This is a genomic window from Iocasia fonsfrigidae (assembly GCF_017751145.1).
GTDB classification, from domain to species: Bacteria; Bacillota; Halanaerobiia; order Halanaerobiales; family DTU029; genus Iocasia; species Iocasia fonsfrigidae.
Genome location: NZ_CP046640.1, coordinates 2,579,437 through 2,592,072 on the forward strand (window position 1 = coordinate 2,579,437; position 12,636 = coordinate 2,592,072).

The following is a 12,636-nucleotide window of genomic DNA, read 5'->3' on the forward strand; positions in this document are numbered from 1 at the left end:
GCTAGTTTTTCACCCCTTTAAATATAAAATAAGCCAGTATTGAAAATATTACAGCAAGTCCTAACAAAATATATACATCTCCAAAGAGACCGCTTATATTTTTAGGATATAACAGTATCCTTTCCAAGGCTTTAAATAAATAATAAGTAGGAAATAAACCTGCCAGGATCCTGGTAAATTCAGTTAGATCATAGATTAATGTTGGAAATAACAGGGGAAAATAAACTAATGTCCCAATCGATCTAGCAGAAGACTGTGATGTTGTTATAATACCAATTAAAAGACCAATTGCAGTAAAACAGGCTGATGATGATAAAATAGTAATGATAAATACAAAAAGAATAATCCAGTTTACAAATACAACCCCATTTAGAATGCACATTAAGAAAACGGTTAATAAACTTAAGATAAGGCCATAAATACCCTTGGCCAGAAATATGCCGAGACTACTGGCTGGAGTAATCATCATCGCCTCCATAGTTTTATTCTCTTTCTCTTCAGCAAAATTACCAGAAATTATTAAAACACCAATCATTGTAATCGTAATGGTAAGCCAGATAGGTAAAAAAGATAGGCGAGTAGCAGGATTATTAATACTTCTTACAGTAAACTTAAACGGCTTTTTTACCCTATGATATGATTCCAGTATTTCCTCAACACTATCTTTGATAAAAAGATATGTCAGTCCATGCTGGCCTGATAAATACAGGAGATAATCTTTACTTTCTTGATCATTTATTACTAATAGGGCATCCAGAGAACCCTCCTCAATTGCTCTCCTGCCTGCCGCAACCTGTTCATAGCTATGTGGGATAAAATTAATAAGATTATCTTCTATAAAATGCCCTATTTCAAACCCTTTGTCTCCACTGATTCCTATATTAAAATTCTTATCTGCGCTCTGATTATCAATTACTGTAAATAATAATGATGCCAGTATCGGCAGTAAAATCACTATCAATATAGTTTTATTTCTAATAGATTCATAAAAATCCTTTTTTATAATACTCCATATAATTCCCACCATTCTCATTCTCATCCTTTTTATGAGTATATAGTAAAAATACATTAGAACAAAACAGCTATATCAAAAAAACTGGGAAAAATAACCTATTTAATAAGTTATCTCCCCCAGTCTACTCTTTAAAAATAATATAAAAATTATGGAGTTGCATTATTTAAAAAGTAAACTAATGCCCAAACCACAACAACTGCCCCGATTAATTCAAGCATCAAATCTCCCCCCCCTTTTTTGTATGTAAAAAATTAAAGAGATAAAAATCAGCTATTAATTATATATTCTAGACTTTCGGCAAATATCCTCTTTTATATTATTTAAAAACTATATTTTGATGTTTTCCCAGGAATAATTTAAAATAATATCTTTAAAGCCAGATAAAATAGGCCAAAAAGACAATACCTAAAACATATACTAACCAGTGGACCTCTTTACCCTTACCAGTAAATAATTTAATAAGTGGATAAGTAATAAAACCAAAGGCAATACCATCTGATATTGAATAAGCCAGAGGCATAATTAGCATAGTCATAAAAGCAGGTAATACCTCAGTAAAATCATCCCAATCAATCTTAGTAATATTTGAAATCATCATTGTTCCTACAATTATCAGGGCAGGTGCTGTTGCAGCCCCAGGAATCATCTTAACCAGCGGGAGAAAAAACAATGATAAAAAGAATAAAATAGAAACAACTACACCTGTTAAACCGGTACGACCACCATCAGCTACACCAGAAGCAGATTCAACATATGTTGTAACAGTACTTGTCCCAAATAATGCGCCACCTGTGGTGCCAATAGCATCAGCAAGTAGGGCCTTACTTGCTTTTGGTAAATTACCCTCATCATCCAGATAACCAGCCTGCTGACTAACACCAATAAGAGTACCGGCAGTATCAAACATATCTACAAATAAGAAAGTTAGTAAAATACCAATAAAACTAATATTAAAGGCCCCAGCAATATCTAACTGCCCAAAAATTTCTGCCCAATCACTAACACTTGGCAGTTCAAAAATACCTGCCGCTCCAACATCCACAACACCTTCAATCAAACCACGTGCAGTCAAAATCCAGGCAATAACAGTAGTTAAAATAATTCCTATAAAAATAGAACCCTTAACACCCCTGGCCATCAATATACCAGTAATTACCAATCCTATAACTGCCACTAAAGCAGCACCCGATAAAAGATTTGGTGTCAAGGCAATTAAAGTAGCCTCATCACTAATAATAATTCCAGCACCCTGTAAACCTATAAAAGCAATAAACAATCCTATCCCTGCACTTATACCTGATTTCAATCCCATGGGAATAGAATTTACAATCATCTCTCTTACAGGAAGTATACTCAAGATAATAAATAATATACCTTCAATAAAGATTAGGCCCAGAGCAATTTGCCAGCTAACTCCAAGTGCCCCACAAACATAAAAAGCAAAAAAAGCATTTAAACCCATACCAGATGCCAGTGCAAAAGGATAATTTGTTAAAAAAGCCATTGCTAATGTACCAAGAATTATACCGGCTATCGTAGCAATAAACACACCATTAAAAGGCATTCCAGCAGCAGATAAAATGTTAGGATTTACTATAATTATGTAAGCCATTGTCATAAATGTTGTAAATCCGGCCACAACCTCTGTCTTCACATCAGTACCATTTTCCTTCAGCTTAAAAAGATTTTCCAGCATTATTGTACCCCCTTGATAAATTAAACCATCTGGGTAATGACTTGAGTTTTTTAACCCAGATAAAAAAGCCTGGTGGGTAGCTTCCCTGTACATAGTTGCACGAAGGAACCTACCCGCCCAGGCTTTTATCCATACGGTGTAATCCCACAGTCAACTGTGGAACCTGCACCCCTCGGACCAGTCCCCTGTAAGAATTTCATAGAGCGGAACCCTAGGTGCACTCCCCCCGTAGTTCGGATAGTTTACGGCTTTCCGGTAGAGACTTGTGAACCATATTTTCACAGTTATACGAGGTCATTTAATTTTTCTTAATATAATTATACGAAATTGCCCTCAACTTGTCAACTTTTCTGCTCAAATACTAAATTACAATCTCACCGGCAAACTCCATCTGAGTAAGGTCTGTCCGAATATAAATCTTTTCAATTCCAATTGGTATCTTATTTAATAAAACTGTTCTTTCACTTAGCAGTACATTACCATTATCCTGGAAAAAACGCTTTATAATTTCTTTAGGACTCTCTACAGTAATAATGTTATTCATGAATTGAAGGTGATTTATACCCTTTCTTCCCAACAAATCATAGATTGATTCCAGATTTTCAATCCTCTCTTGATTAAGCTCTTTTTCCATAAAGGTTATCAGTTCATGTACACAATAGGGGTTATCATCTACATACTGAACCTGATATATCTTTACCAGTTCATCACCTTGTCCAATCCTTTCAATACTGGGATAGTCATTTTCATCAGCCTCTTCGATCTCAATATTACCAGTATTCAGATTATTATAACTATATTCCTCCCTGAGACTTACTTTCGCCTGTAATTCACTGTGTTCATCATTTTTTAACCTCTGTTCCATATTACGGGCATATTTCTCCCGTAATTTCATCAATGAAATATTGGCTTCTGATAAAATAGTCCTTACATACCGCGGAGTAGTCTGTACACATTCTGCAATATCACTAATCTTTAAAAATGGATCACTCTGAGCAAAATTAATAATCTGCTCTTTTTTGGTTAATTCATCAACTGCCACTAAAAAATCCCCCCTCAGTTAAAGGTTTTTGTTTACTCATATTATAAACCATTCAACTTAAAATTATACATCTAAAAACAAACTGAGGTAAGATTTTTGAATTTGGATTAAACTGCCATCTCTTTTTTCTTTAAAATAAGGCCCCTATTAGGAGAAACATTCAAACTCACCTGCCTGGTATCAAAATAAGCCAACATCACTGCATAAACACTATCACTACTACCCAAGGTTTGTTTAACCCGGTAGATAGGTACTAAAGGTGTAATATTAATACTGTCAGCTATCTGCCCATTAGCTATTTCAATATCAATTATCAGATCCGATATTTCAATCCCTGATTCCTTAACTTCATAACATAATAAATCAACAAGGTCATTAAAACTATGCAAAATCTCCCCATCTATTATTTTATCCTTTTTTATAAACAAAGTACATACAGACCAGGGAGTATCTTTAATAATATGTAAAAAGGAATAATAGCTATAGTCCTCTTTTATATTGACTCCCAGTTCAGATAAATCAGCACTATTGTTTAGATACAGCTTATCAGTCAATATTGATTTAACATTATTTTGATAAGGAAAACGGGTTAAATGATAGAAGAACAACTTATCTTTTACCGCAATATTCATATTTTCCACTTTCCTGGCATAATCTTTTCTAAGTTTCATCAAGGAAATATCAGATTCTGATAAAATCGTCCGCACATAACGAGATGTTGTTTTAGCCATTTTAGCCAGGTCTTCTATTTTAAGAAACGGGTCTTTATGCGCATTCTCCACAATAATTTCTTTTTTCGTTTTCCACTGATAATTACTCATCAACTCATCCCCTATTAATTATTTTATAAAAGGACAAAAAAGTTAGAGTCCCTTCTTACTCTAATACTAACTACTATACTAATCCAATAGATGACAAGCAACATAATGTCCATTTCCATAATCTTTAAACTCAGGTTCTTTACTACTACATAGGTCTATTGCTTTAGGACAACGCGGGTGAAAACGACAACCAGTAGGGGGATCTACAGGACTTGGTACATCACCTTCAAGAATAATACGTTCTTTTTTAAAACTCGGATCAGGTATCGGTATGGCAGATAATAGTGACTGGGTATATGGGTGTAGGGGGTTTAGATATATTTCATCTTTATCGGTCATTTCTACAATTTTACCCAAATACATAACAGCAACTCGATCACTAATATGTTTTACCACACTCAAATCATGGGCAATAAAAAGATAAGTTAACCCATATTCCTGTTGTAAATCCTGTAAAATATTGATAACCTGTGCCTGAACAGAGACATCTAAAGCCGAAACTGGTTCATCAGCAATTATTAATTTGGGATTTACTGCCAATGCCCTGGCTATACCAATCCTTTGTCTCTGTCCACCACTAAATTCATGTGGATAACGCTTCATCTGTTCTACGGTTAGACCAACATTATTCATCAACTGACTAACTCTTTCATATTTTTCTTGCTTATTTTTAACTAAATTATGGATATCTAATGGTTCACCAACTATATCAGCAACTGTCATTCGTGGATTTAAAGATGCATAAGGGTCTTGGAAAATGATCTGCATCTCTTTACGAATTTCACGTAATTTACCTTTGTTTAAGGATAAAATATCTCTTCCATCAAATATAACCTCCCCTGCTGTTGCTTCAAGGAGACGCAAAATAGTGGCCCCTGCTGTTGATTTACCACAACCTGACTCACCAACCAAACCAAGTGTCTCACCTTTCTTAATAAAAAAACTTATATCATCAACAGCCTTAACATAAGCTACTGTTTTTTTAAAAACACCTGCTTTAACAGGAAAATACTTCTTTAGATTATTTATTTCGAGTAACTTTTTTTCCTCTAATGCCAAGACTCTCACCTCCAGTAAGAATATATTTGTTTATGCTAATTCAGTTTGGTCACTCAGTTCTCCTAATCTATCTAAATGCCAGCACCTTACCTGATGCCCATCTTCAGTCACCCTCATCTCTGGTTCAGCAGCTAAACATTTATCATCAGCCAGGGGGCATCTTGTATTATACTTACATCCCTCTGGAAAATCATAAGGGCTCGGCACTATACCCGGTATAGTAGTTAATCTAGCAACTTTTTTATCCAAACGAGGTACTGAATTAAGAAGTCCCCAGGTATAAGGGTGTTGTGGATTAGCAAAGATTGTATTAACATCCGTATATTCAACAACTTTACCAGCATACATTACAGCAACCCGATCTGATACTTCAGCAATTACACCTAAATCATGAGTAATCATCATAATGGACATCTCAAATTTATCTTTCAAGTCATTCATCAAATCCAGTATTTGGGCCTGAATTGTTACATCAAGAGCAGTTGTCGGTTCATCGGCAATTAATAATGCCGGGTCACAGGAAAGAGCCATCGCGATCATTACCCTCTGCCTCATACCACCACTTAGTTGATGAGGATATTCACTAATTCTTTGTTCTGGTAATGGTATACCGACCTTTCTTAACATCTCCACCGAGTGTTCCCTCGCCTCTTCTTTGGAAACCTTTTGATGAAGTATAACCACCTCAGAGATCTGCTCCCCTATTGTAAATACAGGATTAAGTGAAGTCATAGGTTCTTGAAAAATCATAGATATCTCATTTCCCCTAATCTCTCTCATCTCAGCCTGACTTAATTTAGTTAGATCCCTTCCCTTAAAAAATATATTCCCATCGATTATCTTTCCCGGAGGTTCAGGAACCAAACGCATAATTGATAAAGAGGTAACACTCTTTCCACAACCTGATTCACCAACAATACCCAGAGTCTCGCCAGGGTATATCTCAAAGTCTACCCCATCTACGGCTTTAGAAACCCCCTGTTCTGTATAAAAGTAGGTTTTCAATCTCTTCATTTCAAGTAATTTTTCTTTAGACAAGTAAATACACCTTCTTTCACCTTAGTTTTGTAATTTAGGGTCAAGTATATCCCGGAATGCATCACCTATTAAATTCCACGATAAGCAAAAAAGGGTAATCGCTGTGCCGGGAATTATTACTGTAAACCAATAATTTAATGCATTACCCTGACCACCTAAGATCCAATTACGAGCAAAAGATATCATCTGCCCCCAATCAGCATAACCCTCTGGTGCTCCTATTCCCAGAAAACTAAGTGATGAAGCCGTTATTACCATTGAGCCCATTCTCATTGATGCCTGGATGACTACGGGGAAAATAGTATTAAAAATAATATGCCTAAATATTATTCTAAAATCATTAGCCCCTAAGGCATTAGCAGCAACTACAAATTCTTCACTCTTAATAGATAAAACCTGCGATCTCATCAAACGGGCAGTATTCATCCAGCCAAATGTTATTAAGGCAATCATCATATTTGTTATACCCTGGCCAAGTATAGTAGTCATTACAATAGCAGCTACCATAAAAGGTATTGACATAAAAACATCAGTAATCCTCATCATAATTTCATCAATCCACCCACCATAATAAGCAGCAATTGTACCTACAATGATGCCCAATAAGGTACTTATACCTACCACAACAAAACCTATCCTGAAGGCCGTTCTTGTCCCCCAAATAATACCATAATAGATATCATACTGACCTTCAGCAGTACCAAAAATGTGTTCCTTACTAGGAGGTTGTGGTTCAAAAGCCCACCCAGCACGTGGTATTAAATAGGGTTCATCACTATCTTCTGCTGGAGCAATAAAAGGTGCAAAAGTAGCAATTATTACAAAAAACAATATAATTATTAAACCGATCAATGATATTTTATTTTTTACTAATCTCCTGAAAACCTCTTGCCAGTCCAATTATAATCACTCCAATCTTATTCTTGGGTCAATAAGTGCGTAAGAAAGGTCTACACAAAGATTTATGACTATTAAAAGTACTCCAAAATACATAGCCCCTCCTAGAACAGCAGGGTAATCTAGCTGTTGGGCTGCCTGGGCCATAAAATGGCCTAAACCCCTGATATTAAAGATACTCTCAGTTATAACAAGACCACCCATTAACCCCAAAACCATCTGACCTGCTACAGTAACAACCGGAATCAATCCATTTCTTACAGCATGTTTATATACTACCACATTGTCATTAAGCCCTTTGGCCCGGGCAGTCCTAATATAATCTTTACGTAAGGTCTCTAACATACTAGACCTGGTTATTCTCATAATAAAAGCCCACCAAAGAATAGCTAAAGTAGTAACTGGTGCAATTAGGTGCCTTATAGCATTAAAAACAACAGCAAAATCCAAATTAAGAATCCCGTCAAGCACATAAAAGTCAGTATAATTTACAAAATCAGCTGACTGGACAACTGCCATCGCCCAATTATCTAATCTCCCAGGTGGGAACCACCCAAGGGTTCCATAAAAAATCATTAAAATAATAAGTCCAAAAACAAAGGTAGGGATTGACCACCAGACAACAGCAAGGATTCTACTTATATGGTCCCATTTATCATTATGATGAACTGCGGCAAATATTCCCAGAAAAATACCACCTAAGATAACAGGAAATAAAGCGAATAAGGCCAATTCAGCAGTGGCCGGAAAACGGTCTTTAATAGCCTGAGTAACCGGTGCCCCGCCAGATTCAGACCAGCCAAAATCCCCCTTAACTACACTACCTATCCAACGGCCATACTGTTTATACCACGGATCATTAAGTCCATACTTGACCACTAATTTATCTACATCATCAATACCTTTAAGTTGTGCAGGGTCTTTGATATATGTACTCAATCTCTCATAAGGACTGAGCATCATTATCATACTAAATATCAATAAGCTTACCCCCAATAATATAATTGGAAGCATCAATAATCTTCTAGTAATATATGATAACATCTTACATCCCTTTCTTATTCATACTAATTTTAATTTATCTTTATTTTTTATAGGTATCAGGAGGGAGTATACCCCCCCTCCTGATAATTCATCTATTATTAGTCTAATTACTAAGCTATACTATATAATTCTATTTATCAAGATAATAGAAATTCACCCCATCATGAATAATAGGGTCATATTCCCAACCTGATACCCAATCACGCATTACAAGATGGGCTGCCGGTTGGTAGAGATAAATATCAGTTGCATAATCATAACAGAGCTGTTGTAACTCTTGATAGATTTTCTCCCTTTCTACTGGGTCAGTTAACTCAGCAGCCCTGGTAATCAATTCATCAACCTCCTGGTCTTTGGCGAATTTAGCATAATTTTCCCCCTTGAAAGCCCCATAGGTTCCATCACTCCTCATAAAAGGCACTGCAAAATTATGTGAATCAGCAAAATCAGCACCCCAACCAATAAAACCAAGTGTAAATTTACCAGCAATCAATTTATCAAGGTAAGTAGCCCACTGGACTCCACGAACATGTACCTTAAACTTATCATTAATACCCTCTATACTGCTCTTAAGCATATCAACAGCAGCCTTTCTCATATCATTACCTGAATTATAAAGGATAGTTATTTCAAAGCCTTTATCCCATAGTTCACCATCAAAGGCCTGTTTAAATTCCTCTGTTGCTTTATCCAAATCCATACTATATAGATCAGAATCTTCATCAAAACCAAGAAATCCCTCAGGTATTGGACCACGCGACTGCTGACCCTCGCCCTTCATCACCTCAGCAACAAAGGCCTGATAGTTCATAGCATAAACAAAACCTTTTCTAACATGAAGATCACTAAAGAAATCGGCTGGTATACCCTTACCATCAAGTTTACCACTATGAACATCTGGATTACCTTCACTTACAATATCCCAGTTCATTAATCCAACTCCAGTATAAGGCCGGGGCAGACCAGAAATAATCTTGACATTGTCCAGATCCCTTGCCTGGTCAAGGTACTGATTATCGACATATACTATATCAGCATCACCACGTTGTAACATCAACTTACGGGTAGACCATTCATCAATCATCTTAATAACTACATTTTCAACCTTAGCAGGGGCACGCCAATAGTCATCATTCTTCTTTAAGGTAATGCTTTCCCCTTTAACCCAGTTCTCTAGTTTAAAAGGACCAGTTCCATTGGTTTTATCGTAAAATGGATCAACCTCTTTGGTTGGGTCGTGATATTTAGCGATTGTCTCTGGACTGCCGTCCCAACCGCCCTGTTCAATAGCCCATTCTTTATCCATAATCGCTGTTAGACCATTATCATGACAAATAATACTCAAGAATGGGGGATATGGTTTCGGTAAATGGAATATTACATTCTGACCATCTACTTCTATGGTTCTGGCCAGATAATTATAAACCTCTCTGGACTGTTCTGCTGTCAATGTTTTAGGGTCTTCTACCCCAACAAGCTCTTTCGTGATATCTGCCAGTCCACCTACCCCAAATAAGGGGTCATATAACATCCATAAAGGACCACCTTCACGGTCATGAATAAGACTTCTCAGGAAACTGTATCGAATATCTTCTGGTGTAAGTGTTCCACCCTCATGAAACTTAACATCCTCTCTAATAGGAAAAACATAGCTTGTCCCCTTATCCTGGATTAAACCATTTTGATCAGAAGGAACCTTAGTTGCCAACATCGGTTCAAATTTAGTCATATCCCCCTGTTTAAAGCTAATCAAGTTTTCATAGATATTAACATAGATCTCCTGGCTGCGTTCATCATACTGATAATGTGGGTCAAGGCTATCAATAGTACCCATATTAACCTTTGTAATCGTATCAGGGTTAGAAACTGACACCTCTTCCTTCTTTGTTTCTGGTGCCGGTTGATTAGAATAAAACAACACACCTACAATTACCAATGCAAGAATAACTAATGTTATAATCAGCTTTTTGTTCATTAAATCCTTCCTCCTTATTTAAATTATTTTGATATACGTATACCACGCTTGTCCAAAAACCCCCCCTAGAAGCAAATTACCATGATCATTTTTTTAGAAATTAAAATATACTATATGTAAGAATCTGTTCGAAAAGTATCAGAATATACCGACGGGGATTATATATCCCCTGTTTATTACTTTTCGAACATACACTGTAAGTATATTATTTGACTTATTACTAAATATTTATTAAGTAACACAAATCGCCTAAAACTTATCTCAATATGTTTCTACACAAACTAACACAAGTTATAAATATTAAGCAGTGTTTAATATTTATTAATGACCTGTGTTAGTTATCAACGCCTAATATTATATAGTAATTTTTTAATAAAGTCAATTATCTATTCCAAATTTTACAAATCAACCCAGGATATAAACTTAGAAAATCATTCTTATAATTATCCATATTATATAATCGTTTATAGTGGTTATAAACAATAAGAATTTGTTTTACATATTCTCTTGTTTCCTTATAGGGTAATTTATCCAGATCCAGATTAGTCCATTCACCTTCCAGCCATCTCTTCACATTACCCCGACCGGCATTGTAGGCAGCCAGAACAAGAATGAGTTCATTATTAAACTCCTTATTTAGACTATTTAAATACCAACTGCCGAACTCAATATTAACTTCCGGTATGTATAATTGATCATCACTATAACCTTCATCCCTATTTAACTGTTGAGCAATCCAGCTGCCGGTATCGGGCATTATCTGCATTAACCCTCTAGCTCCCTTATGAGACCTGGCATCAGGATCATACCTGCTTTCTACATATACCAATGCAGAAACAAGATCTGGATCTAAATTATATCTTAAAGAATTTTCAATAATTATTTCTTCATAATTTAAGGGATATATAATCTTCCAGAACCAGTCCAGTTGAAAAAGAACAAATAAAATAGTCACTAATAAAAGGAATATAATTACAGCCTTTTTTATATCCTGAATTCTCTCAAGCACAACTTCTCCTCCATAATAAGCTCTATTTATTTATATTATATTATATTATTATCTTCCTTTTTATATTACAGTTATTTCTATTCTTTTTCGATAATACCATGGAGTATAATATCTGCTGTCGCTACATTAGTTGCCAGAGGTGTATTATGTACGTCACATACACGCAATAAAGCAGTTATATCTGGTTCATGCGGCTGGGCTGTCAGGGGATCCCTCAAGAAGATTACACCATCAACCCTTTCTTTAGCTATCTCAGCCCCGATCATCTGATCACCACCGAGAGGACCTGATTCCATACGTTCAACTGGTAGACCCACCTCCTCATTTATTAATTTACCTGTTGTACCAGTAGCTACCAGATCACATTCCCTTAATAAATCGCGATTTTTTTTGGCAAATTCAATCATAACTGATTTCTTCTCATCATGTGCAATTAAAGCTATTCTTTTGATTTTCATTCAGATCACTCCATAATTTGATTATTTTCTGTTTTAATTCCCTAATACCTCCATTGTTGTCTATTACAAAATCTGCCATCTGGCATTTTTCCTTTATAGAAAGCTGGGCCTCTATGCGGGATACCGCCTCATCAGTAGTTAAACTATCCCTTTCCTTAAGGCGTTCAAGTTGGATATCACGGGAGGTATATACTACCCAAACACAATCAACCAGCTCATCAAGGCCGACTTCAAAAAGTAATGGGGCATCAATGACAATTACTTCATTGTCAGCAAGAGAATTTACCATATTTTTAATTTCCGAAATGATTATAGGATGGGTAATGGATTCTAACTCTTTTTTCTTTTGCTGGTCATTAAAAACTAACCTAGCAAGCCTTCTTCGATTGATACTTCCATCATCATTTTGAATATACTGGCCAAAGGTTTCAACAATCATCTCCCAGGCCCTGGTGCCGTATTTCATTGATTGGTGGGCAATTTTATCAGCGTCAATAATTACTGCTCCTAATTCTTTTAGTATCGCAGAAACAGTAGATTTACCAGAAGCAATACCACCAGTCAAACCTAATAACATCTGAA

At 35.8% G+C, this 12,636-nt stretch carries 12 protein-coding genes and 1 riboswitch; all 12 genes read right to left on the bottom strand.

The genetic code is table 11. From position 1 onward, the window contains the following. Position 1: 1 nt before the first annotated feature. A complete protein-coding gene (locus tag GM661_RS12395) occupies positions 2-1,027 on the bottom strand; it encodes an ABC transporter permease (protein WP_230867116.1) in 1,026 nt (341 codons plus the stop codon). 358 nt (positions 1,028-1,385) lie between these two features. After that, on the bottom strand, positions 1,386-2,711 hold the full coding sequence (locus GM661_RS12400) for an NCS2 family permease (protein WP_230867117.1): 1,326 nt from the start codon (positions 2,709-2,711) through the stop codon (positions 1,386-1,388). A gap of 209 nt (positions 2,712-2,920) precedes the next feature. Next, positions 2,921-3,023: riboswitch (purine riboswitch) on the bottom strand. A 49-nt stretch (positions 3,024-3,072) separates the two neighbouring features. Beyond that, positions 3,073-3,753, bottom strand: a complete 681-nt coding sequence (locus GM661_RS12405; protein ID WP_125990908.1) for a GntR family transcriptional regulator — start codon at positions 3,751-3,753, stop codon at positions 3,073-3,075. A 107-nt stretch (positions 3,754-3,860) separates the two neighbouring features. Then, positions 3,861-4,574, bottom strand: a complete 714-nt coding sequence (locus GM661_RS12410) for a hypothetical protein (RefSeq protein WP_125990909.1) — start codon at positions 4,572-4,574, stop codon at positions 3,861-3,863. A 78-nt stretch (positions 4,575-4,652) separates the two neighbouring features. Beyond that, positions 4,653-5,633 (bottom strand): ABC transporter ATP-binding protein, encoded by a 981-nt coding sequence (locus GM661_RS12415; RefSeq protein ID WP_125990910.1) that lies wholly within the window; start codon positions 5,631-5,633, stop codon positions 4,653-4,655. A gap of 30 nt (positions 5,634-5,663) precedes the next feature. Continuing rightward, positions 5,664-6,671, bottom strand: coding sequence for an ABC transporter ATP-binding protein (locus GM661_RS12420; protein WP_330165212.1), 1,008 nt, complete (start codon positions 6,669-6,671; stop codon positions 5,664-5,666). Between the two features lie 21 nt (positions 6,672-6,692). After that, positions 6,693-7,571 carry an ABC transporter permease gene (locus GM661_RS12425; RefSeq protein WP_125990912.1) on the bottom strand — a complete coding sequence of 293 codons (879 nt, stop codon included), beginning with the start codon at positions 7,569-7,571 and terminating at the stop codon, positions 6,693-6,695. 6 nt (positions 7,572-7,577) lie between these two features. Beyond that, positions 7,578-8,612, bottom strand: a complete 1,035-nt coding sequence (locus GM661_RS12430) for an ABC transporter permease (protein ID WP_125990913.1) — start codon at positions 8,610-8,612, stop codon at positions 7,578-7,580. A 130-nt stretch (positions 8,613-8,742) separates the two neighbouring features. Then, complete coding sequence (locus GM661_RS12435; RefSeq protein ID WP_230867119.1) at positions 8,743-10,587, bottom strand: ABC transporter substrate-binding protein; 1,845 nt, start codon at positions 10,585-10,587, stop codon at positions 8,743-8,745. Positions 10,588-10,969: 382 nt separating this feature from the next. Beyond that, a complete protein-coding gene (locus GM661_RS12440) occupies positions 10,970-11,596 on the bottom strand; it encodes a lytic transglycosylase domain-containing protein (RefSeq protein ID WP_230867120.1) in 627 nt (208 codons plus the stop codon). 77 nt (positions 11,597-11,673) lie between these two features. Further along, positions 11,674-12,048 carry a methylglyoxal synthase gene (locus tag GM661_RS12445; protein WP_125992255.1) on the bottom strand — a complete coding sequence of 125 codons (375 nt, stop codon included), beginning with the start codon at positions 12,046-12,048 and terminating at the stop codon, positions 11,674-11,676. Next, positions 12,020-12,631, bottom strand: a complete 612-nt coding sequence (coaE, locus tag GM661_RS12450) for a dephospho-CoA kinase (protein WP_230867121.1) — start codon at positions 12,629-12,631, stop codon at positions 12,020-12,022. Before coaE ends, GM661_RS12445 begins: the two co-directional genes overlap by 29 nt. Positions 12,632-12,636 lie beyond the last annotated feature (5 nt).

Coding starts and splice junctions, on each gene's coding strand:
- GM661_RS12395 (WP_230867116.1), bottom strand. CDS start 1,027: ATGGTGGGAATTATATGGAGTATTATAAAAAAGGATTTTTATGAATCT.
- GM661_RS12400 (WP_230867117.1), bottom strand. CDS start 2,711: ATGCTGGAAAATCTTTTTAAGCTGAAGGAAAATGGTACTGATGTGAAG.
- GM661_RS12410 (WP_125990909.1), bottom strand. CDS start 4,574: ATGAGTAATTATCAGTGGAAAACGAAAAAAGAAATTATTGTGGAGAAT.
- GM661_RS12430 (WP_125990913.1), bottom strand. CDS start 8,612: ATGTTATCATATATTACTAGAAGATTATTGATGCTTCCAATTATATTA.
- GM661_RS12435 (WP_230867119.1), bottom strand. CDS start 10,587: ATGAACAAAAAGCTGATTATAACATTAGTTATTCTTGCATTGGTAATT.
- coaE (WP_230867121.1), bottom strand. CDS start 12,631: ATGTTATTAGGTTTGACTGGTGGTATTGCTTCTGGTAAATCTACTGTT.